Source organism: Delftia sp. ZNC0008 (assembly GCF_000799035.1).
GTDB classification, from domain to species: domain Bacteria; phylum Pseudomonadota; class Gammaproteobacteria; order Burkholderiales; family Burkholderiaceae_C; genus Comamonas; species Comamonas tsuruhatensis.
In genome coordinates, this window is the sequence record NZ_JTKZ01000094.1 from 1 (window position 1) to 21,764 (window position 21,764).

Here is a 21,764-nt window from a genome sequence, read left to right on the forward strand (position 1 = left end):
TTGCCCTGGATGCGGAGACTGCTGCCCGGTGGTATGAGAAATCGGCCCAGCAAGGCTATGCGCCGGCTCAGTCCGACCTGGGTTTGATGTACGCCAATGGCCGTGGCGTGGTGCGCGACGATGCGCAGGCCGTGCAGTGGTATCGCAAGGCGGCCGAGCAGGGTGACGCCGTGGCACAGAACAACCTGGGCCTGATGCTGGCCGAGGGGCGCGGAGCCGTCAAGGATCCCGTCCAGGCCGTGCAATGGTTCCAGCGCTCGGCCGAACAGGGGGAGGCGGCCGGCCAGTACAGCCTGGGCGTGATGTATGCCACGGGCCGGGGCGTGGCCGAGGATGTGGCGCAGGCGCTGCGCTGGTTTGTGGCGGCGGCAGGCCAGGGCCATGTCGATGCGCAATTCAACGCCGGCATGCTCTATGCCGAGGGTGGCGTGGTCGATCGCGACATGGCGCAGGCCGCACACTGGCTGGAGAAGGCGGCCGAGCAGGGCAGTGCCGCAGCCCAGTCCAACCTGGGCGTTCTGTATGCCAATGGCCAGGGCGTGCCTGCCAGCGACAAGCAGGCCGCGCGCTGGCTGGAGCGTGCCGCCCAGCAGGGCGACGCGCTGGCGCAGTCCAATCTGGCCAGCCTCTATTCCTCGGGCAAGGGCGTGGAGCGCAGCCCGTCACAGGCCTATTTCTGGATGCTGCTGGCAGCGGGCAAGGACAGCTCTCTGGCGGCCAAGCGCGACAGCATGGCCCAGCCGCTGAGCGCGGCAGAGCGCGCACGTGCGGAGCGGCAGGCGGCGGCCTGGAAGGCCAAACCCGCTCCCTGAGCCCTGTTGAGGATGCACCAATGAAAAACGCCTCGGAAGAGGCGTTTTTTTTGGGGGGCTCAGTGCTGCATCAGCTGAAGAAGCTCTTGAGCCTGTCGGTCCAGCTCTCGCCGCTGGGCGAATGCTTGGCGCCGCCCTTCTTGAGCGATTCCTCCAGCTCGCGCAGCAGCTTGCGCTGGTACTCGGTCAGCTTGACGGGCGTCTCGACCACGATGTGGCAGTACAGGTCACCGGGGTAGCTGGAGCGCACGCCCTTGATGCCCTTGCCGCGCAGGCGGAACTGCTTGCCGGCCTGGGTGCCTTCGGGGATGTCGATGGCCGCCTTGCCCGAGAGGGTGGGTACCTCGATCTCGCCACCCAGCGCCGCCGTGATGAAGCTCACGGGCACGTTGCAGTGCAGATCGTCGCCATCGCGCTCGAAGATGTCGTGGTCCTTGATGCGGATCTCGATGTAGAGATCGCCTGCAGGCCCGCCATTGGTGCCGGGTTCGCCATTGCCCGAGGAGCGGATGCGCATGCCGTCGTCGATGCCTGCGGGAATCTTCACTTCCAGCGTCTTCTGGCGCTTGACCTTGCCCTGGCCGCCGCAGCTGGTGCAGGGTTCGGGAATGATCTTGCCGGTGCCTCGGCAGTGCGGGCAGGTCTGCTGCACGCTGAAGAAGCCCTGGCGCATCTGCACGCTGCCCATGCCGTTGCAGGTGGTGCAGGTCTTGGCGCTGGTGCCGGGCTTGGCGCCGCTGCCGTGGCAGGTGTCGCAGCTGTCCCAGCTGGGGATGCGTATCTGCGCATCCTTGCCGTGGGCAGCCTCTTCCAGCGTGATCTCCATGGCATAGCTGAGGTCGTTGCCACGGTAGACCTGGCGGCCGCCACCTGCGCCGCCGCGCCGCCCGCCCTGGTTGAACATGTCGCCGAAGATGTCGCCAAAGGCCTCGGCAAAGCCGCCAAAGCCTTCTGCGCCGCCGCCCATGCCGCGGTTGGGGTCCACGCCTGCGTGGCCGTACTGATCGTAGGCCGCGCGTTTGTTGCTGTCGGAGAGCATCTCGTAGGCCTCCTTGGCCTCCTTGAATTTCTCTTCCGCCTCGCGTGCGGCATCCCCCTGGTTGCGGTCAGGGTGGTACTTCATCGCCAGCTTGCGATAAGCCTTCTTGATGTCGTCGTCCGAGGCGTTCTTGGCAACGCCGAGGACCTCGTAAAAATCGCGTTTGGACATGGTGTTTGCTAGCCAGTCAGTGAGAACAGGAACGCCGCGTCAGCCCCTTGGCAGGGCCGAGCGCGGCGGCAAGCGGTCGTCAAGGGACCACGCGCTGGGTTCAGTCCTTCTTGACTTCCTTGACTTCGGCGTCGACGACGTTGTCGTCAGCGGCTGCAGCACCGGCCGAGGCACCTGCAGCACCGGCGGCTGCTGCGGCGGCGGCTGCCTCGGGGGCGCCCGCTGCCTGTGCATCGGCGTACATCTTCTCGCCGAGCTTCTGGCTGACCGTCATCAGCGCCGTGGTCTTGGCGTCGATGGCGTCCTTGTCCTCGCCCTTGAGCGCTTCTTCCAGGTCCTTGACGGCGCTCTCGATGGCGGTCTTCTCGCCAGCGTCGAGCTTGTCGCCATGCTCGCCCAGGCTCTTCTTGACGCTGTGCACGGCAGCCTCGCCCTGGTTGCGGGCCTGGACCAGTTCCAGCTTCTTCTTGTCGTCGGCGGCGTTCAGCTCGGCGTCCTTGACCATCTTCTGGATCTCTTCCTCGGACAGGCCGGAGTTCGCCTTGATGGTGATCTTGTTTTCCTTGCCCGATGCCTTGTCCTTGGCGGACACGTTCAGGATGCCGTTGGCGTCGATGTCAAAGGCCACTTCGATCTGGGGCACGCCACGCGCGGCCGGCGGGATGCCTTCGAGGTTGAACTCGCCCAGCATCTTGTTGCCCGAAGCCATTTCGCGCTCGCCCTGGAACACCTTGATCGTCACGGCAGGCTGGTTGTCGTCGGCCGTCGAGAAGGTCTGTGCGAACTTCGTCGGGATGGTGGTGTTCTTGGTGATCATCTTGGTCATCACGCCACCCAGCGTCTCGATGCCCAGCGACAGCGGTGTCACGTCCAGCAGCAGCACGTCCTTGCGGTCACCCGACAGAACCTGGCCCTGCACGGCGGCGCCCACGGCCACGGCTTCGTCGGGGTTCACGTCCTTGCGGGGATCCTTGCCGAAGAATTCCTTGACCTTTTCCTGCACCTTGGGCATGCGGGTCATGCCGCCGACCAGGATGACGTCATCGATGTCGGACACGGACACGCCTGCGTCCTTGATGGCCGTGCGGCAGGGCGCAATGGTGCGCTCGATCAGGTCCTCGACCAGGCTTTCCAGCTTGGCGCGGGTCAGCTTGATGTTCAGGTGCTTGGGACCCGAGGCATCGGCCGTGATGTAGGGCAGGTTGATGTCGGTCTGGGCCGAGTTCGACAGCTCGATCTTGGCCTTCTCGGCGGCTTCCTTCAGGCGCTGCAGCGCCAGCACGTCCTTGGACAGATCGACGCCCTGTTCCTTCTTGAACTCGGTGATGATGTAGTCGATGATGCGCTGGTCGAAGTCTTCGCCGCCCAGGAAGGTGTCGCCGTTGGTCGACAGCACTTCGAACTGCTTTTCGCCGTCCACATCGGCGATTTCGATGATGGACACGTCGAAGGTGCCGCCGCCCAGGTCATACACGGCGATCTTGCGGTCGCCCTTGTCGGTCTTGTCCAGGCCGAAGGCCAGGGCCGCCGCCGTGGGTTCGTTGATGATGCGCTTGACTTCCAGGCCGGCGATGCGGCCGGCGTCCTTGGTGGCCTGGCGCTGGGCGTCGTTGAAGTAAGCGGGCACGGTGATCACGGCCTCGGTCACGGGCTCGCCCAGGTAGTCCTCGGCGGTCTTCTTCATCTTGCGCAGCACTTCGGCGGAAATCTGCGGCGGGGCCAGCTTCTGGCCGCGCACTTCCACCCAGGCGTCGCCGTTGTCGGCGCGCGAGATGGTGTAGGGCATCAGGTCGATGTCCTTTTGCACTTCCTTCTCGTCGAACTTGCGGCCGATCAGGCGCTTGGCGGCATAGATGGTGTTGCGGGGGTTGGTGACCGCCTGGCGCTTGGCCGAGGCGCCGACGAGGATCTCGCCGTCTTCCTGGTACGCAATGATCGACGGCGTGGTGCGCGCACCTTCGCTGTTCTCGATCACGCGCGTGGTGTTGCCGTCCATGATGGCCACGCAGCTATTGGTGGTGCCCAGGTCAATACCGATGATTTTTCCCATTTTGAGTTCTCTCCGCGTTCTGTGAAATGTTTGAATGACTGCTAACTTGTGGCCGGCTCGCGCAGCTTCAAGGGGCTTGTCCCCTTTTTTGTCAGTGCTGCCGTGAGTGCCCGCTTACTGGGGCTGGGCCACGGTCACGAGGGCCGGGCGCAGGATGCGGTCGGCGATCAGGTAGCCCTTTTGCAGCACCGATACCACGGTGTTGGCTTCCTGCTGTGCAGGCACCATGCTGATCGCCTGGTGCAGGTTGGGGTCGAATTTCTCGCCGGCAGCCGGATTGATGGTCACGACTTTGTTGCGCTCAAGGGCCGAGGTCAGCTGGCGCAGCGTGGCGTCGGCGCCTTCGCGCAGCTGTTCCGGCGTGGCCTGTTGAATGGCCAGGGCGGCATCCAGGCTGTCGCAGACAGGCAGAAGGCTTTCGGCAAAGCTCTCGATGCCGAATTTGCGCGCCTTGGAGACTTCGTCTTCCGCGCGGCGGCGCACATTCTCGGCCTCGGCCTTGGCGCGCAGGAACTGGTCTGCCAGCTCGGCGCTCTTGGCCTTGAGTTCGGCCAGCTCGGCCTGCAGGCGCTGCAGCTCGTCGGCTGCATTGGCCGCCATGGCGGCTTCGATTTCTTCCGGGGCTGCGTCTTGCAAGGGGTTGGAGTTTTGTTCAGACATGGATAGAGACTTCAGCTACAAAACAAAGCGGTCGCCAGACTGGAGGCCAGGCGATTGCACGATCTTGAATCGAGATGCGAGCGGATCGGTGTATTTTCAAGGGCTTTGTGCATGTGCATCCGCGCGGCAGAGGTACACGGTGAGGGCAAAAGCCGGGCGACGGGGCAAAAGCCCCACACAGATCCGGGGTCTCGGGCAGTGCGAAGTGTACAGATGGAAGAGGGCTGCGCTAGAATCCAATGCTTTGCCTTGCCGCACCGCTACAAGACGCAGTGGGCGGCGTTTTCCCAAAAGGAGTCGATATGCGTCATTACGAAATCGTTTTGTTGATCCACCCGGATCAGAGCGAGCAGGTTCCCGCCATGCTGGAACGCTACAAGGGCATGATCACCGCTGGCGGTGGCAAGGTCCATCGCGAAGAAGACTGGGGCCGTCGCCAACTGGCTTACATGATCAACAAGCTCGCCAAGGCCCACTACCTGTGCCTGAACATCGAAGCCGACCAGGCTGTGATGGCTGAGCTGGAGCATGCCTTCAAGTTCAACGATGCCGTGCTGCGTCACCTGACGGTTCAGAAGAAGAAGGCCGATACGGCTCCTTCCTCGATGATGAAGACCGTCGAGCGTGAAGAGGCCCGCAAGGCCAGCCAGACCGAACAGGCCTGAGCCCAGCCCTGTCAGAACCTGAAGGAGTGGAGAACCACGTTGTACTGACGGCCGCCATCGCAGAGCTTCAAGCACTGCGCTACACGCCGGCAGGGCTGCCAGCCCTTGAACTGCGACTCGAGCATGCGTCGCGGCAGAAAGAGGCGGGAAGCGAGCGCAGCGTGACGGCATCTGTCAAGGCGGTGGCCTTTGGTGCGCTGGCTGAAAAGCTGGCCCGCCAGGCGCTCGGCAGCCAGTGGAAGTTCCTAGGCTTCCTGGCAACGCCCCGCAACGGCAAATTGCTGGTTCTTCACATCCAGGACATTCAACAAAACTAATTTTCAAGAGGTCCAGAAATGGCCACGTTCAAGAAATTCAACAAGGACAAGCGCCCCAAGCGCAACACGCAGTCGCTGCTGTTCAAGCGCAAGCGCTTCTGCCGCTTCACCGTCGCCGGCGTCGAAGAAATCGACTACAAGGATGTGGACACCCTGCGTGACTTCATCGGTGAAAACGGCAAGATCGTCCCCGCTCGCCTGACCGGCACGCGCGCCATCTACCAGCGTCAGTTGAACACTGCCATCAAGCGCGCCCGCTTCCTGGCTCTGGTTCCTTACTCTGACCAGCACAAGATCTAAGGAATACAACCCATGCAAGTCATTCTGCTCGACAAGGTTGTGAACCTCGGTGGCCTCGGCGATATCGTCAAGGTCAAGGACGGCTACGCCCGCAACTTCCTGATCCCCACGGGCGCTGCCCGTCGCGCCACGGCTTCCGCCAAGGCCGAGTTCGAAGCCAAGCGCGCCGAACTGGAAAAGCAAGCGGCTGAAAAGCTGGCTGCTGCCCAGCAACTGGGCGAAAAGCTCAACGGCGTGAACGTCAAGCTGACCCAGAAGGCTGGCGTTGACGGCCGCCTGTTCGGTTCGGTGACCAATGCCGACATCGCCGAAGAACTGACCAAGGCCGGCTTCGCCGTTGCCAAGTCGCAAGTTCGCCTGGTCAACGGTCCCATCAAGACCGTGGGCGACGCCACCGTGGTCGTGGCACTGCACACCGACGTCAGCGTCGAAGTGTCGGTGTCGGTCTACGGCGACCACTCCTGATCCGGGGCTTGTCCCGTATCACCAAAAAGCCGCCTTCGGGCGGCTTTTTGCTTTGCCGCGCCCGGGTGATGACGCCGGGTGGCGCGGCCTTTTGCCAGCCGCTACGATGGCGGGCTCATCTCCAGGAATTCCATGTCGTCCGTAATGCCCCCGCTCGATCTCGATGATGCGTTCGCACCGCTGCTGCCCGCTGGCGACCAGCAGGTCGCGCAGTTGCGCGTGCCGCCGCATTCGATGGAGTCCGAGTCCAGCGTGCTGGGTGGCCTGCTTCTGGACAACAGTGCCTGGGACCGCGTGGGCGATCTGCTGGTGGATGGTGATTTCTACCGCCATGAGCACAAGCTGATTTACGAGGCCATCGGCAAGCTGATCAATGCCAGCAAGCCGGCCGACGTGATCACGGTGTACGAGCATTTGCAGGGCATGGGCAAGGCCGAGGAAATTGGCGGCCTGCTGTACCTGAACCAGCTGGCGCAGTACGTGCCCAGTGCCACCAACATCCGGCGCTACGCGGAGATCGTGCGCGAGCGCTCCATCCTGCGCAAGCTGGTGACGGCCAGTGATGACATCGCCACCAATGCCTTCAATCCGCAGGGCAAGACGGTGGACCGCATCCTTGACGAGGCCGAGCAGAAGATCCTGGCCATCGGCGAGGAGGGGGCGCGCAACAAGCAGGGTTTCCAGTCGCTCGACACGCTGGTGGTGGACCTGCTGGACCGTGTCCAGGAGATGGCCGACAACCCCATGGACGTGACCGGCGTGCCCACGGGCTTCGTCGATCTGGACCGCATGACCAGTGGCCTGCAGGCTGGCGACCTGGTGGTGCTGGCCGCACGCCCCTCGATGGGCAAGACCTCGTTTGCGGTGAATATCGCCGAGCACGTGGCGCTCAACGAAGGCCTGCCGGTCGCTATTTTCTCCATGGAAATGGGCGCGGCCCAGCTGGCGGTGCGTATCGTCGGCTCCATCGGCCGCGTCAACCAGGGCAATCTGCGCACGGGCAAGCTCAACGATGACGAGTGGCCGCGCCTGACGGAAGCCATCGAGCGGCTGCGCACGGTATCCCTGCACATCGACGAGACGCCAGGCCTGTCGCCTACGGAGCTGCGCGCCAATGCGCGGCGCCTGGCGCGTACCTGCGGCAAGCTGGGCCTGATCGTGGTCGACTATCTGCAGCTGATGAGCGGCTCGGGTTCGGCCGCCAGTTCCGACAACCGTGCGACCGAGCTGGGCGAGATTTCGCGGGGCTTGAAGATGCTGGCCAAGGAGTTGCAGTGCCCGGTGATTGCCCTGTCCCAGCTCAACCGTTCGGTGGAGCAGCGCACCGACAAGCGCCCCATGATGTCCGACCTGCGCGAATCGGGCGCCATCGAGCAGGATGCCGACATCATCATGTTCATCTACCGCGATGACTACTACAACAAGGACAGCAAGGAGCCCAACATTGCCGAAGTCATCATCGGCAAGCAGCGTAACGGCCCGACCGGCACGGTCAAGCTGTTCTTCCAGAAAAACCAGACGCGCTTCGAGAACCTGGCCGTGGGCTACGGTGGTGGCGACGAGTACTGATTGCAGCACTTGGCTTTCAGGCTTTCCATGAAAAACGGCCCCGAGGGGCCGTTTGGTTTTTTTGCAGTGGGCGGTCTATGTACGCCAGGCATGGATCAGCAGACCTGCCACGCAGGCGCCGAGGATGGCGCAGGCCCAGGCCAGCCGCTGGGCGCCCATGCGCAGCGCACCCACGGTGGCCACGATCTGGGCATTCTGCTCGGCCAGCTTCTCGATCAGTTCCAGCGACTGGCGCTGTGACTGCTCCAGCTGCGTGATGCGGGCTTCCTGGGCCTGGATCAGCAGCAGAGCCTGTTCGCCAGCCGAGCGCGGGGCTGCCAGCGGCTCGCCGGCTGCAGCCGGCTGCGCGCCGACCGCCTGCTCCGCATCCTTTTTGCGCAGCAGGCTCTTGGCTGCCTTGACGACCTGGGGGGTGGCCTCGATGACATCGCCCCAGGGCACCAGCTTCAGCGCCGTGATCCAGCTGATCGCCATGGCTTACAGCACCTCGCTGGCGAAGTCGGCCAGGCGCGAGCGCTCGCCGCGCGCCAGCGTGATGTGGCCGCTGTGGGGCCAGCCCTTGAAGCGGTCCACGGCGTAGGTCAGTCCCGACGAGCCCTCGGTCAGGTAGGGCGTGTCGATCTGCGCCAGATTGCCCATGCAGATGATCTTGGTGCCGGGGCCGGCGCGCGTGATCAGGGTCTTCATCTGCTTGGGCGTCAGGTTCTGGGCCTCGTCAATGATGACGTACTTGTTCAGGAAGGTGCGGCCGCGCATGAAGTTCATGCTCTTGATCTTGATGCGGCTGCGGATCAGCTCGTTGGTGGCGGCGCGGCCCCATTCGCCGGCATTGCCGCCATCGCCCTTGGCCAGGAATTCGAGGTTGTCGTCGAGGGCGCCCATCCAGGGGCCCATCTTCTCTTCCTCGGTGCCGGGCAGGAAGCCGATGTCCTCACCCACGCTGACCGTGGCGCGCGTCATGATGATCTCGGTGTAGCGGCGGTCGTCCAGCACCTGGGACAGGCCGGCGGCCAGGGCCAGCAGGGTCTTGCCCGTGCCGGCCGTGCCGGTCAGCGTGACCAGGTCGATGTCCGGGTTCATCAACAGGTTCATCGCGAAGTTCTGTTCGCGGTTGCGCGCCGTGACGCCCCAGACGGCGTACTTGGGATTGCCGAAGTCCTTGAGCGTCTTGAGCACGGCCGTCTTGTCGCGGATCTCGGTCACGCGCATGAACAGGCTGGGCTCGCCCGGTGCCTCGTGGTAGACGAACTGGTTGATCATCAGCTGGTCGACGATGGCGCCGCTGATGCGGTAGTAGGTGATGGCGCCTTCCTGCCAGCTTTCGACGTTCTTGCCGGCCTTGGCCCAGAAGTCCTGGGGCAGGGCCAGGGCGCCTGCGTACAGCAGGTCGCCGTCGTCCAGTACCTTGTCGTTCTGGTAGTCCTCGGCCGCAAGGCCCAGGGCGCGTGCCTTGACGCGCATGTTGATGTCCTTGGACACCAGCACGACTTCACGCTCGCTGAACTTCTTGCGCAGCGCGGCGACCACGCCCAGGATCTGGTTGTCCGCCTTGCCCTGGGGCAGGCTGTCGGGCAGCGAGGTCTCCAGCGGTTCCGTCTGGAAATACAGCATGCCGGTGGCGCTGCGCTGGCCCGTGGCATTCAGCGGCAGGCCCTTGTCCAGCGTCTCGGAGGGCTGGGAGGCGACCAGTGAATCCAGCGTGCGGCTGACCTGGCGGCCGTTGCGCGCCACTTCGGTCATTCCCTTCTTGTGGCCGTCGAGCTCTTCCAGCACCACCATGGGCAGGAAGATGTCGTGCTCCTCGAAGCGGAACAGGCTGGTCGGGTCGTGCAGCAGCACGTTGGTGTCGAGCACGAACAGCGTCTTCGGGCCTGTGCGCGTGCGGCGTGGGCGAACCGGTGCTGCCAGCAGTGCTGCCGGCTTGGCTTCCGTGGCCGACCTGTTGGCCGACCGGGCGCTGGACGGCGCTGCCGTTGCGTTGGAATTGTCGGTTGCGCGGCGCTGCCGATTGGCAGGGGCTGCAGTTGCGGGCGCAGGAGCCGGTGATGCGGCCTTGGTGTTGCGGCCGCGCGCCGGTGCGGGCTTTGCAGCTGTGGTGGTGGTGTTGGAGGCGGAGGCCGGGGCCGGCTTGCGCTTGCGTGGCGCGGCGGCAGCTACGGCCTCGACTGCATCGGGAAGATCGTCAGCGGGCAGGGGGTCTGCGTGCTGGGCACCGCGCACGGGAAGAAAGGCTTCGGGGGAGAGCTTGGCGGCACGGCGGCCGGGTGCGGGGGGCAGGGGCATGGTGGACGAACCGTTCCTCAACAAGGATCAAAAAGCACAAAGCCGCCTGGAAACCGAGGCGGCTTTGGAGGGGTGACAGGGAAAAGCGTCTTTGCTAAGAGGCATTGCCCCATTATGCATAGGCGGACGGCCTGAATATGTCGGCCGGCACTCTGTCACCTGTCGGATTGTTGCTATCAGGCAGCCTGCTTCAATGCCTTCAGGGTCTTGACAGCCTTGAGCACCTCGTCAACGTGGCCGGGAACCTTCAGGCCGCGCCATTCCTGCACCAGCAGGCCATCGGCTCCGACCAGGAAGGTGGAGCGCTCGATGCCCTTCACCTTCTTGCCGTACATGATCTTGTTCTTGACCACGCCGAACATGTGGCACATCTTCTCTTCCGTATCGGCGATCAGCTCGAACGGCAGTTCCAGCTTTTCCTTGAAGTCGTCGTGCGACTTCATGTTGTCGCGCGAGACGCCAAACACGGTGGCGCCAGCTTTCACGAAGTCCTTGTACTTGTCGCGGAACTGCATGGCTTCGGTGGTGCAGCCAGGCGTATTGTCCTTGGGGTAGAAATACAGGATCAGAATCTGGCCCGTGTGGGAGGTGTTGGTCACCTTGATCCCGCCGGTAGCGTTGGCTTCAAATTCGGGAAGGGGTTTGTTGACAACGATCGCCATGCGCTTATATCTCTCGGGTGTAGTCGTTGAAATGCCGAGGGCCGTGTTTGTGTTTTTGCTTTTATCGGAAATGCCCCCAACCGCAACCTGCAATTTTACCCTGAAAACGGAATTTCTCCCAATCAGGGGGGCAGGAGTCTACTCCAAGAGTAGGGCCGCGACGACGTTACGGCCTTCGCTGGCAAGGATGTTGTAGGTGCGACACGCGGCCTGCGTATCCATGCTTTCCAGGCCGATGCGTCGGGCCATGAGCGGGCGCAGCCAGGCCGCTGGCGGGAAGCGGTTGCGCTGGCCGCTGCCCAGGATGATGACCTCTGCATCCAGCTGGGACAGGGCCTCGAAATGCTCAGGCGTCAGGTCTTCGAAGCGGGCACAGTCCCAGGCCTGGCGCAGGCCTTTGGCGCCGACAAGCAGGCTGTGTTCGAACTTTTCCCGGTCCACGGCGACCCAGCCGGGGCCATAGCCCGTGATGCTCTGTGCTTCGGATTTGTCGGCGTGGAATTTCATGGATGAGGGTGGCGCGGTCTGCGCGATGGGGGTGGCCGCCACATGGGTCGGGGCCAGGGCGATGCTGCATTGCGGAACTGTGGTCAAATTATAGGTTTCACCAGGGTGCATGGGGCACTTTGGCGTGCATGAAGGCCGCAAGCCCGCGCCGGCCACTTTCATATTCTCAGCATGAAAACCGTTCTCAAATCCGCAAAACTAGCCAACGTCTGTTATGACATCCGCGGGCCCATCATGGACGCGGCCAAGAAGATGGAAGAGGACGGCCAGAAGATCATCAAGCTCAATATCGGCAATCTGGCCGTGTTCGGCTTCGACGCTCCTGAGGAAGTGCAGCAGGACATGATCCGCAACCTGCCCAATTCGGCAGGCTACTCGGACAGCAAGGGCATCTTCGCGGCGCGCAAGGCCGTGATGCACGAAACCCAGCGCCAGGGCATCCTGGGCGTGACGCTGGACGATATCTACCTGGGCAATGGCGCATCCGAGCTGATCAGCCTGGCCACGAACGCGCTGCTGGACGACGGCGACGAGATGCTGCTGCCGGCGCCCGACTATCCGCTGTGGACCGCCGTGACCAGCCTGTCCGGCGGCACGCCCGTGCACTATATGTGCGACGAGTCCAACGGCTGGATGCCCGACCTGGACGACATCCGCGCCAAGATCACGCCGCGCACCAAGGGCATCGTCGTCATCAACCCCAACAATCCGACAGGTGCCCTGTACAGCAAGCAGCTGCTGCAAAGCATCGTGGCGCTGGCCCGCGAGCATGGCCTGGTGATCTTCGCCGACGAGGTCTATGACAAGGTGCTCTACGACGACGTCGTGCATACGCCGCTGGCCAGCCTGTCCACCGATGTGCTGACGCTGACCTTCAACTCGCTGTCCAAGGCCTATCGCAGCTGCGGCTACCGCGCCGGCTGGATGGTGGTCTCGGGCGACAAGAAGGCGGCCAAGGACTATATCGAGGGCCTGAACATGCTCTCCAACATGCGCCTGTGCGCCAATGTGCCTGGCCAATGGGCCGTGCAGACGGCGCTGGGCGGGCATCAGAGCATCGACGAGCTGGTGCAGGAAGGCGGCCGGCTGCGCGTGCAGCGCGACCTGGCCTACCAACTGATCACCGAAATCCCCGGCGTGAGCTGCGTCAAGCCGCAGGCCGCGCTGTACATGTTCCCGCGCCTGGACCCCGAGATCTACCCGATCAAGGATGACCAGGCGTTCTTCCTGGAAGTGCTGCAGGAAACCAAGGTCATGCTGGTGCAGGGAACAGGCTTCAACTGGCCGCACCCCGACCATTTCCGCATCGTCTTCCTGCCGCACGACACCGACCTGCGCGAGGCCATCCGCCGCCTGGCCGTGTTCCTCGAGAAATACCGCAAGCGCCACGGCACGGACCGCGGCTGAGCTGTGCGGGGGCCGGCGGGGGAGAGGGCCTTGCGCCGACCATCGCTTTTTACCGGCTGCCGGCGCGCACCCTCTGGGCGCCGCAGCATTTTTTGACTGGCAAGTAGTTTATGAAACCGATCCAAGTAGGCCTTCTGGGCATTGGCACCGTGGGCAGCGGCACCTTCAACGTGCTGCAGCGCAACCAGGAAGAGATCCGCCGCCGCGCGGGCCGCGGTATTGAGATTGCCATGGTGGCCGACCTGGATACGGAACGCGCACGCTCCGTCGTGGGCGACACGGCCAAGGTGGTCGGCGATGCGCGCGAGATCATCGCCAACCCCGAGATCGACGTGGTGATCGAGCTGATCGGCGGCTACGGCATTGCCAAGGCCCTGGTGCTGGAGGCCATTGCCGCCGGCAAGCATGTGGTCACGGCCAACAAGGCCCTGCTGGCCGTGCATGGCAGCGAAATCTTCAAGGCCGCCGCCGAGAAGGGCGTGATGGTGGCCTACGAAGCAGCCGTGGCCGGTGGCATTCCCATCATCAAGGCGCTGCGCGAAGGCCTGACGGCCAACCAGATCCAGTGGGTGGCCGGCATCATCAACGGCACGACCAACTTCATCCTGTCCGAGATGCGCGACAAGGGCCTGGACTTCGACGTGGTGCTCAAGGAGGCCCAGCGCCTGGGCTATGCCGAAGCCGATCCGACCTTCGACATCGAAGGCGTGGACGCCGCCCACAAGGTCACGCTGATGAGCGCCATCGCCTTCGGCATTCCCGTGCAGTTCGACAAGGCGCATGTGGAAGGCATCACCAAGCTGTCTGCGGCCGACATCAAGTACGCCGAGCAACTGGGCTACCGCATCAAGCTGCTGGGTATCACCAAGCGCACGGACAAGGGCATCGAGCTGCGCGTGCACCCCAGCCTGGTGCCGACCAAGCGCCTGATCGCCAACGTGGAAGGCGCGATGAACGCCGTCGTCGTCCATGGCGACGCCGTGGGCACGACGCTGTACTACGGCAAGGGCGCGGGCTCCGAGCCCACGGCCAGCGCCGTGATTGCCGACCTGGTGGACATTGCCCGCCTGCACACGGCCGACCCCGAGCACCGTGTGCCCCCGCTGGCCTTCCAGTCGAACACGCTGGTCGCCGCAGGTGGCGAGCTGCCCGTGCTGCCCATGAGCGAGGTGGTCACCAGCTACTACCTGCGCATCCGCGTGGCCGACGAAGCCGGCGTGCTGGCCAAGATCACCAGCATCCTCGCCGGTGCCGGCATCAGCATCGATGCCCTGCTGCAGCGCGAGGCTGGCGAGGTGAGCGGCGACAGCGAAGGCAGCCAGGGCGTGCCGCAGACCGACCTGATCATCCTGACCCACGCCACGCGCGAAGGCGACATGGATGCTGCCCTGGCGCAGATCCAGCAGTTGCCCACGGTGCTGGCCCCTATCAACCGCATCCGCAAGGAAGAGTTGAACTAAGACACCCCCTGAGCGGCTGCGCCGCTTCCCCCTCTCTCGCACGCGGGAGGGGGACGACGCCCTCGCTGCGGGGCGGCCCTTGCTCGGCATCCCTGGCATCGGCCGCGCCCCGTCTCACAGAATACTGACGAGGAAGCGACATGCTTTATCTTTCCACGCGCGGCCACGCGGACCGCAAGCGCTTTTGCGACATCCTGCTCGAGGGCCTGGCGCCCGATGGCGGGCTGTACCTGCCCGAGCGCTATCCGCAGATCGATGCCGCCCGCCTGGGCGAGCTGCGCAGCATCTACAAGGAGCAGGGCTACGCGGCCCTGGCCTTCGAGATCCTGAGCCTGTACATCGACGACATTCCGGCCGAGGATCTGCGCGCCCTGTGCGCCAAGACCTATACGCAGCAGGTGTTCGGCACGGCCGAGATCACGCCGCTGCGCCCGCTGGAAGACGGCCTGTGGCTCGAAGCCCTGTCCAACGGCCCCACGCTGGCCTTCAAGGACATGGCCATGCAGCTGCTGGGCAACCTGTTCGAGTACGAACTGGGCCGCCGTGGCGAGGAGCTGAACATCCTGGGCGCCACCAGCGGCGACACCGGCAGCGCGGCCGAGTACGCCATGCGCGGCAAAAAGGGCGTGCGCGTGTTCATGACCAGCCCGCGCGGCCGCATGAGCCCCTTCCAGCAGGCCCAGATGTTCAGCCTGCAGGATGCCAACATCCACAACATCGCCATCGAGGGCGTGTTCGACGACTGCCAGGACATCGTCAAGGCCGTCTCCAACGACCACGCCTTCAAGGCGAAGTACAAGATCGGCACGGTCAACTCGATCAACTGGGCCCGCCTGCTGGCCCAGGTCGTCTACTACTTTGCCGGCTACCTGCAGGCCACGCAGAGCAATGACCAGAAGGTCAGCTTCACGGTGCCCAGCGGCAACTTCGGCAACATCTGCGCCGGCCATGTGGCGCGCCAGATGGGCCTGCCGATCGAACGCCTGGTGGTGGCGACCAACGAGAACGACGTGCTCGACGAGTTCTTCCGCACGGGCGCCTACGTGGTGCGCGGCAGCGAGCACACCTACGAGACATCGAGCCCCTCGATGGACATCTCCAAGGCCAGCAACTTCGAGCGCTTCGTGTTCGACCTGCTGGGTCGCGATGGACAGGCCACGCGCGAGTTGTTCGCCGAGGGCGTGGCACGCCAGGGCCGCTTCGACCTGGGCGGCAATCCGCTGTTCCAGGAAGCTGCTGCCCGCTACGGCTTCGTCAGCGGCAAGAGCACGCATGCCGACCGCCTGGCCACCATCCGCGATACCTTCGAGCGCTTCGGCACCATGATCGACACGCACACGGCCGACGGCGTCAAGGTGGCGCGCGAGCAGCTGCAGGCCGGCGTGCCCATGATCGTGCTGGAGACGGCACTGCCCATCAAGTTCGCCGCCACCATCGAGGAGGCCCTGGGCCGCCTGCCCGATCGCCCGGCCAAGTTCGAAGGCATCGAGGACCTGCCCAAGCGCGTGACCGACTTGCCGGCCGACGCCGAGCAGGTCAAGGCCTACATCGCCCGGCATTGCGACTGATGCCACGGCCGGGCTGTCCGCAGGTCCGCAGCTGGAGTGCATGGCGATGAAGGTCATCGGCTTCGCCGGCTACTCCGGCTCGGGCAAGACCAGCCTGGTGGAGCCCCTGATCACGCTGATGCGTGCGCAGGGGCTCAGCGTTTCGGTGGTCAAGCATGCCCACCACCATTTCGATGTCGATCACGAGGGCAAGGACAGCTGGCGCCACCGCAAGGCGGGTGCCTATGAGGTGGTGCTGGCTTCCGATCGCCGTCTGGCGCTGATGCGCGAATTCCCCCGGCCCACGGAGCTGTCGGTGCACGACATGCTGGCCGAGCTGGACCCCCTCGTGGACTGGGTGCTGGTAGAGGGTTTCAAGCACGCCGACCTGCCCAAGATAGAAATCTGGCGCGAGCAGCCCGAGCGCACCAGCGCCGGCAAGACCCAGGCGCCTTTGTTCCCGCACGATCCCCATGTGCTGGCCGTGGCAACCGATGCGCCGGCCCGCCTGCCCGAGCCGCCGCGCCAGCCCGTGCTGGACCTCAACGCGCCAGCGCAGATACTGCAATGGCTGCTGGATCAGGGGGAGCGCCTGCGCTACCGTGCACCTGACAGCGGCCAAGACTAGGAGAAAAACCATGCGAGCCCCGCTCAAGCCCCTCGATGAAGCGCTGGCCGAACTGCTGGCCCAGGCACTGCCGCTGGCTGGCGATGACACCGTGGACTGCTTTGACGCCGATGGCCGCGTGCTGCGGGCCGACGCCGTCTCGCCGCTGCAGGTGCCGCCCCAGGACAACAGCGCCATGGACGGCTACGCCGTGCGCAGCGCCGAATGCACGCAGGGCAATGCCGAGCTGCCCGTCTCGCAGCGCATCCCCGCAGGCGCCGTGGGCCAGCCGCTGGCCGTGGGTACGGTGGCGCGCATCTTCACGGGGGCTCCGGTGCCCGAAGGTGCCGATGCCATCGTCATGCAGGAAGACTGCGAAGTCCTGGAAGACGGTCGCGTGCGCATCAAGGCGCGGCCCGAGGCCGGGCAATGGATACGCCGCTCGGGCGAAGACATCCGGCGCGGCGCCACCGTCATCGCGGCCGGTACGCGCCTGTCGCCGGCCGAGCTGGGCCTGGCCGCCAGCATCGGCCTGGCCTCTTTGCGCGTGGCACGCAAGCCGCGCGTGGCCCTGTTCTCCACAGGTGACGAACTGGTCATGCCGGGCACCGTGGCGCCCGAGCAGATGCCGCCCGGCAGCATCTACAACAGCAACCGATTCTTCCTTCGCGCCCTGCTGCAGCGCATGGGCTGCGAGGTCACCGACTTCGGCATCGTCCCCGACCGGCGCGAGGCCACTGTGGATGCTTTGCGCGAGGCGGCCCGCGCGCATGACCTGATCCTGACCAGCGGCGGGGTGTCTGTCGGCGAAGAGGACCATGTCAAGCCCGCCGTGCAGGCGCTGGGCCAGCTCGACCTCTGGCAGATCGCCGTCAAGCCCGGCAAGCCCTTCGCCTATGGCCGCGTAAACCGCGAGGGCGAAGGCTTTGCCCACTTCATCGGCCTGCCCGGCAACCCGGTCTCCAGCTTCGTCACCTTCCTTTTGCTGGTGCGCCCCTTCGTGCTGCGCCTGCAGGGCGTGCAGCAGGCGCTGCCGCGCTCGGTCGAGGTGCGCGCCGACTTCCATTGGCCGCGCGGGGACAAGCGCCGCGAATTCCTGCGCGTGCGCTACAACGACAGCGGTGGCCTGGAGCTGTTCCGCAACCAGAGTTCGGGCGTGCTGACCTCGGCAGCCTGGGGAGATGGCGTGGTAGACAACCCGCCAGGCCAGGCCATTGCGCCGGGCGACCGGGTGCGCTTCATCGCCTTTTCGGAGCTGCTGTCATGAGCCAGGCCGTCCCCATCGCCATCACCATCACCGTGCGCTATTTCGCCTCCATCCGCGAAGCCCTGGGCACGGGCAGCGAAACCCTGTCCACCGAGGCCGCCACCGTGGGCGCGCTGCGTGAGGAACTGATTGCGCGTGGCGGTGCAGCCGCCGAAGCGCTGGCCCCTGGCAAGGCCGTGCGCATGGCGCTGAACCAGGTCCTGTGCGATGCCGGTGCCGCCATTCGCCAGGGGGACGAGGTGGCTTTCTTCCCTCCCGTGACCGGAGGTTGACCCAAATGACCACCGACAAGCCCGTGGACCAGGCCATCAGCGCGCGCACGCGCAAGGCCCTGTCCGAAGCCAAGGCGCGCGGCGTGCAACTGGGCCGCGCAGGCGCAGACAACCTGCGCGCCACCGTGGAAAAGCGCAAATCCACGGCCGATGCCTTCGCCCAGCAGCATGAGGCGCTGTTCGCCGAACTGCAGGCGCGCGGCCTGACGCACCGCGCCATGGCCGCCGAACTCAATGCGCGCGGCATTGCCGCGGCCCGGGGTGGCGAGTGGACGCACGGTCAGGTGCAACGCATCCTGAACCGCTATGCCGACCTGCGCTCTGCAACACCGTCTGCAGACGGCAGCAGCGGCAGCTGAATCCCGGCCAGCCGCTGCGCCAGCGCGGCCGATGCAGCCTGCATGGGCGCCCGCAGCGTTGCCCGCATTCGGCCCTGCTGCGCCAGCAAGGCCTTGATGGGTGCGGGATTGGGCTCGGCAAAGCAGGCGGCGATGTGCGGCTGCAGCGGCTGCCACAGCGCACGGGCAGCGGGCAGGTCGCCACGCTCCAGGCATTGCATCAACTCGACGAAGTGCCGTGTATGCGCGTGCGCGCTGGCAGCAATCGCTCCCGCACCGCCCAGGGCCAGCGTGGAAAAGATCTGCGCGTCTTCGCCAGCCAGCACCTGCAGCTGCCCATCGGCGATCAGTGCCTGGGTCTTGGCGGCATCGCCCCCGCAATCCTTGATGGCCACGATGCGCTCATGGGCGGCCAGCGCACGCAGCGTGGCCAGCTCCAGCACCACGCCGGTGCGGTAGGGAATGTCGTAGATGATGACCGGATGGGCGCTGCGCTCGGCAATCGTCGTGAACCACTGCAGCAGCCCCGCCTGCGACGGGCGTATGTAATGTGGCGCGGGCACCAGAATGCCGGCCAGCGGCAGGGCGTTCAGTGTCTGGACACGGGCCAGCGCATGCCCCAGGTGGCAGTCAGAAACTCCCATGACCACGGGCATGCCCTGGGCCGCTGAGAGGATGGTGGACAGGGCGGCATCGTGCTCCGCTTCGCTCAGCGCGGCGGCCTCGGCGGTCGAGCCGCAGGCCACGTAGCCGGCGATGCCGGTGGCGTTGTAGTGCTGCACCAGGGCGCGCAGAGCCTCGTGGTCCACTGCCGTCTCATCTCCAGGAAGAAAGGGCGTGACCAGCGGAAGCCACAGCCCCTTGAATCGGGCTTGCGGCGAGGTGGTGGAAGGCAAAGACATGGAAGATCCCTTCGGGTGATTCAAACAATGAACGACCGTACGCAGCCACCGGCCAGACCGAGGGCGGAAAGGCAGGCGCCTGAAGGGATGCGGGAAGGGGAGATGGAGGCTGCCGGGCCGGTTCCGTCGCTCATCTGGACGGAACCTCAGCTCCGGTCAGACGAGCTGGGGTTTGCAGGCTTTGCCCAGGCACAGGCGCACGGCATCACCGTGGCATGTGGGGAAGGCAAAGATTGAAGGCATGGCGCGCAGTGTAGCGCGCCTGAGCGCCTGGGTGAGGGGTGGTGGGTGACCTTCAGGCCGCGCCTTCGGCGCCGGGAGGGGGTGATGCATCGGGCAGCAGCGGTGCCTGCCACTCCAGCAGCTCGGCCAGGCGCTGCACGATCCAGCGCGCCTCGCCAGGGCTGACGATGGAGCCCTCGGCCGCCAGGCCCGCGTGCATGCCCAGCAGCACGCCTTGCTCCGAGGAGTTGCCGGAGTGATAGAGCGTCTGCGCCTGCTCGACCAGGTGGCTGGCCAGGTCCTCGCACAGTTCATAACGTCCGACCACGTCTGCAATCGATGCCTTGAGCCGGCCGTGCCGGTCGGCATACAGGGCGGCAAAGCTCGGCGGCGGCTGTATCTGGCTGGTCTCGTCCATGGCGCGCCTCAATCGGGTTCGAACAAGCGCTCGAAGCGTGCAAGGTCCTCGGCCAGCTCGCAGCTCACGAGCTGGCCCATCTTGCCGTCGGCCAGGCGGTGGGCTGCGAACAGCGTGGCCTTGCCGCGAAAGTTGTAGTCGGGCAGATGGATGATGGTGTAGGGATGGGACACGAACAGCTGATGCTCGTAGACCACGCGCTGCTCGTTGCGCGGCGACGGGTAGAGCGTGTATTCGGGGGTGGTGATCGTGAGTGTGGCCATGCATGGCCCGCTGCAGCAAAAGGCCGGCGGCGGGGGAGGGCAATGCTACCGCGTTCGCCAGTCCCTGGTGCGCCCTGGTGCGCCGCCGCCCTGCGACAATGCGGGCATGCAAGCAGCCCGTGTATCCATCCAGACCGAGGATTTCGACGTATCGGCCGAACTCGCCGCCCTGCGCGGCGGCGACGCGCGCGTGGGCGCGGTCTGCAGCTTCATCGGCACGGTGCGTGACCGCAACGAGGGCGCCGCCGTGGCCAGCATGGAGCTGGAGCACTACCCGGGCATGACCGAGAAATCCATCGAGGCCATCATCGACGAGGCCGTGCAGCGCTTCGGCATCCATGGCGCGCGCGTCATCCACCGCATCGGCCCGCTGCAGCCCATGGACCAGATCGTGCTCGTGGCCGTCACCGCATCGCACCGGGGCATGGCTTTCCAGGCCTGCGAATACATCATGGACTACCTCAAGTCGCTGGCGCCTTTCTGGAAGAAGGAGCAAACGCCCGAGGGCGCGCGCTGGGTGGATGCGCGCGTCAGCGACGAAGAGGCGCTGGCGCGCTGGCGCCAGTGAGGCGGCGGGCCTTCAGGCCTTGAGCGCGGCGCCCCGCAACCATTGCGGCGGGCGGAACACCAGCAGGTTGCCGAGCATCACCAGCAGCAGGCCACCCACGGCCAGCGGCGTCCACACATAGCCTTCGAAAAGGGCCGAGATACTGAGCGCAACGATGGGGAACAGCACCGTCGCATACGCCGCCTTCTCGGGGCCCAGGCGCCCGACCAGGGTCAGGTAGGCCGTGAACGCGATCACCGAGCCCGGAATGGCCAGGTACAGCCAGGCGCCCACATAGGTCCAGCTGGCATCGAAGCGCCAGGGCAGGCCTGCCACCAGCGCATAGCCTGTCAGCAGCAGCGTGCCGGCCAGCATGCCCCAGGCATTGGTCTGTGCGGGCCGCCAGCCCATGGACTGCAGCGAGGCCGACAGCATGTTCCCGCAGGAAAAGCACAGCGTGCCCAGCACGGCCCAGCCCAGGCCGGGCAGGCTGGCATGCCGGCCTTCTCGCAGCTCGGGCCAGAACAGCGCCACCAGGCCTGCAAGGCCGAAGAGGCTGCCGGCCAGCACATGGGGCGCCAGCCTGCGGCCGTGGATGATGCGCGCCAGCAGCGCGTTCCAGAGATTGGCGCTGGAGAACACCACGGCGGCCAGGCCGCTGGCCAGCGTCTCGCTGGCATGCATGAAGCACACGAAGTTGAAGCTGAACAGGCACAGGCCCTGGGCCAGCACGCGCGGCAGCGCCGGGCCGCGGGGCACGCGCAGCTGGCGCGACCAGGCCAGCCAGGCGAACATCAGCACGGCGGCCAGCGCAAAGCGGTAGGCAATGGACAGCTCCACGGGCACGGCGCCCAGCTGCAGCTTCAGGGCGATCCAGGTCGAACCCCAGATCAGCACGACCAGGGCATAGAGGGTGGCAGTCATGGCCGGTGATGATGGCGCCGCAGGCTGGGCGGGCATGGCAGATTCCTGCGGTTTGATGGCCTGGCGCCATGCGTCGGTATGGCTGCGGGA

General features: G+C 65.4%; 25 protein-coding genes. 14 read left to right on the forward strand and 11 right to left on the reverse strand.

Annotated features, from left to right (window positions below; genetic code table 11):
- The coding region (locus L995_RS03285) for a tetratricopeptide repeat protein (RefSeq protein ID WP_047469143.1) at positions 1-812 on the forward strand (812 nt) is incomplete at its 5' end.
- A 70-nt stretch (positions 813-882) separates the two neighbouring features.
- On the opposite strand, the gene dnaJ is transcribed toward L995_RS03285, so the two are convergent.
- The 3 genes from dnaJ to grpE all read right to left on the reverse strand — a co-directional run bounded on the left by dnaJ (position 883) and on the right by grpE (position 4,732).
- Complete coding sequence (gene dnaJ, locus L995_RS03290) at positions 883-2,022, reverse strand: molecular chaperone DnaJ (RefSeq protein ID WP_017405356.1); 1,140 nt, start codon at positions 2,020-2,022, stop codon at positions 883-885.
- Positions 2,023-2,122: 100 nt separating this feature from the next.
- Positions 2,123-4,072: a molecular chaperone DnaK gene (dnaK, locus tag L995_RS03295; protein ID WP_016447758.1), complete on the reverse strand. Its 1,950-nt coding sequence runs from the start codon at positions 4,070-4,072 to the stop codon at positions 2,123-2,125.
- Positions 4,073-4,186: 114 nt separating this feature from the next.
- Complete coding sequence (gene grpE, locus L995_RS03300) at positions 4,187-4,732, reverse strand: nucleotide exchange factor GrpE (protein WP_016447757.1); 546 nt, start codon at positions 4,730-4,732, stop codon at positions 4,187-4,189.
- Between the two features lie 302 nt (positions 4,733-5,034).
- Between grpE and rpsF the strand changes: the two genes are divergently transcribed.
- The 5 genes from rpsF (at position 5,035) to dnaB (ending at position 8,048) form a co-directional block, all read left to right on the forward strand.
- Entirely contained in the window at positions 5,035-5,397 is a 363-nt protein-coding gene (rpsF, locus tag L995_RS03305) for a 30S ribosomal protein S6 (RefSeq protein ID WP_012207028.1), read from the forward strand.
- Positions 5,398-5,423: 26 nt separating this feature from the next.
- A complete protein-coding gene (priB, locus tag L995_RS03310; RefSeq protein WP_047469148.1) occupies positions 5,424-5,714 on the forward strand; it encodes a primosomal replication protein N in 291 nt (96 codons plus the stop codon).
- 18 nt (positions 5,715-5,732) lie between these two features.
- Complete coding sequence (gene rpsR, locus L995_RS03315) at positions 5,733-6,014, forward strand: 30S ribosomal protein S18 (RefSeq protein WP_012207026.1); 282 nt, start codon at positions 5,733-5,735, stop codon at positions 6,012-6,014.
- A 12-nt stretch (positions 6,015-6,026) separates the two neighbouring features.
- Positions 6,027-6,479 carry a 50S ribosomal protein L9 gene (gene rplI, locus L995_RS03320; RefSeq protein ID WP_016447755.1) on the forward strand — a complete coding sequence of 151 codons (453 nt, stop codon included), beginning with the start codon at positions 6,027-6,029 and terminating at the stop codon, positions 6,477-6,479.
- 132 nt (positions 6,480-6,611) lie between these two features.
- The gene (gene dnaB / locus L995_RS03325; protein ID WP_016447754.1) at positions 6,612-8,048 is read left to right on the forward strand and encodes a replicative DNA helicase; all 1,437 of its coding nucleotides are present in this window, start codon (positions 6,612-6,614) and stop codon (positions 8,046-8,048) included.
- Between the two features lie 75 nt (positions 8,049-8,123).
- Here the strand turns inward: dnaB and L995_RS03330 are convergent, their stop codons facing one another.
- The 4 genes from L995_RS03330 to L995_RS03345 all read right to left on the reverse strand — a co-directional run bounded on the left by L995_RS03330 (position 8,124) and on the right by L995_RS03345 (position 11,500).
- Entirely contained in the window at positions 8,124-8,522 is a 399-nt protein-coding gene (locus tag L995_RS03330; protein ID WP_047469151.1) for a hypothetical protein, read from the reverse strand.
- Positions 8,523-8,525: 3 nt separating this feature from the next.
- Positions 8,526-10,331 (reverse strand): PhoH family protein, encoded by a 1,806-nt coding sequence (locus L995_RS03335; protein WP_047469152.1) that lies wholly within the window; start codon positions 10,329-10,331, stop codon positions 8,526-8,528.
- 176 nt (positions 10,332-10,507) lie between these two features.
- A complete protein-coding gene (locus L995_RS03340; protein ID WP_012207021.1) occupies positions 10,508-10,993 on the reverse strand; it encodes a peroxiredoxin in 486 nt (161 codons plus the stop codon).
- 138 nt (positions 10,994-11,131) lie between these two features.
- Positions 11,132-11,500 carry an Mth938-like domain-containing protein gene (locus L995_RS03345; protein WP_017407848.1) on the reverse strand — a complete coding sequence of 123 codons (369 nt, stop codon included), beginning with the start codon at positions 11,498-11,500 and terminating at the stop codon, positions 11,132-11,134.
- 171 nt (positions 11,501-11,671) lie between these two features.
- Here L995_RS03345 and L995_RS03350 point away from each other — a divergent pair, with 171 nt between their 5' ends.
- The 7 genes from L995_RS03350 (at position 11,672) to L995_RS03380 (ending at position 18,419) form a co-directional block, all read left to right on the forward strand.
- Complete coding sequence (locus L995_RS03350) at positions 11,672-12,907, forward strand: pyridoxal phosphate-dependent aminotransferase (RefSeq protein WP_016447750.1); 1,236 nt, start codon at positions 11,672-11,674, stop codon at positions 12,905-12,907.
- 110 nt (positions 12,908-13,017) lie between these two features.
- The gene (locus L995_RS03355; RefSeq protein WP_016447749.1) at positions 13,018-14,367 is read left to right on the forward strand and encodes a homoserine dehydrogenase; all 1,350 of its coding nucleotides are present in this window, start codon (positions 13,018-13,020) and stop codon (positions 14,365-14,367) included.
- 140 nt (positions 14,368-14,507) lie between these two features.
- Complete coding sequence (thrC, locus tag L995_RS03360; protein WP_016447748.1) at positions 14,508-15,935, forward strand: threonine synthase; 1,428 nt, start codon at positions 14,508-14,510, stop codon at positions 15,933-15,935.
- 46 nt (positions 15,936-15,981) lie between these two features.
- A complete protein-coding gene (mobB, locus tag L995_RS03365) occupies positions 15,982-16,542 on the forward strand; it encodes a molybdopterin-guanine dinucleotide biosynthesis protein B (protein WP_016447747.1) in 561 nt (186 codons plus the stop codon).
- A gap of 10 nt (positions 16,543-16,552) precedes the next feature.
- Positions 16,553-17,788: a molybdopterin molybdotransferase MoeA gene (locus L995_RS03370; RefSeq protein ID WP_047469157.1), complete on the forward strand. Its 1,236-nt coding sequence runs from the start codon at positions 16,553-16,555 to the stop codon at positions 17,786-17,788.
- A complete protein-coding gene (moaD, locus tag L995_RS03375) occupies positions 17,785-18,060 on the forward strand; it encodes a molybdopterin converting factor subunit 1 (RefSeq protein WP_013801032.1) in 276 nt (91 codons plus the stop codon). Before L995_RS03370 ends, moaD begins: the two co-directional genes overlap by 4 nt.
- Before the next feature lie 5 nt (positions 18,061-18,065).
- Complete coding sequence (locus L995_RS03380) at positions 18,066-18,419, forward strand: recombinase family protein (RefSeq protein WP_016447744.1); 354 nt, start codon at positions 18,066-18,068, stop codon at positions 18,417-18,419.
- Here the strand turns inward: L995_RS03380 and dapA are convergent.
- From dapA to L995_RS03400, 3 genes are all read right to left on the reverse strand, one after another.
- Entirely contained in the window at positions 18,365-19,300 is a 936-nt protein-coding gene (gene dapA / locus L995_RS03385) for a 4-hydroxy-tetrahydrodipicolinate synthase (protein WP_047469161.1), read from the reverse strand. The two genes, L995_RS03380 and dapA, sit on opposite strands and share 55 nt — an antisense overlap.
- Positions 19,301-19,595: 295 nt before the next feature.
- Positions 19,596-19,940 carry a hypothetical protein gene (locus tag L995_RS03395; RefSeq protein ID WP_013801035.1) on the reverse strand — a complete coding sequence of 115 codons (345 nt, stop codon included), beginning with the start codon at positions 19,938-19,940 and terminating at the stop codon, positions 19,596-19,598.
- An 8-nt stretch (positions 19,941-19,948) separates the two neighbouring features.
- A complete protein-coding gene (locus tag L995_RS03400) occupies positions 19,949-20,203 on the reverse strand; it encodes a hypothetical protein (RefSeq protein WP_012207010.1) in 255 nt (84 codons plus the stop codon).
- Positions 20,204-20,309: 106 nt separating this feature from the next.
- On the opposite strand from L995_RS03400, the gene L995_RS03405 reads away from it, so the two are divergent.
- Positions 20,310-20,771, forward strand: coding sequence for a molybdenum cofactor biosynthesis protein MoaE (locus L995_RS03405; RefSeq protein WP_047469218.1), 462 nt, complete (start codon positions 20,310-20,312; stop codon positions 20,769-20,771).
- 12 nt (positions 20,772-20,783) lie between these two features.
- Here L995_RS03405 and L995_RS03410 read toward each other — a convergent pair whose 3' ends face one another.
- A complete protein-coding gene (locus L995_RS03410; protein WP_231574345.1) occupies positions 20,784-21,674 on the reverse strand; it encodes a DMT family transporter in 891 nt (296 codons plus the stop codon).
- Positions 21,675-21,764 lie beyond the last annotated feature (90 nt).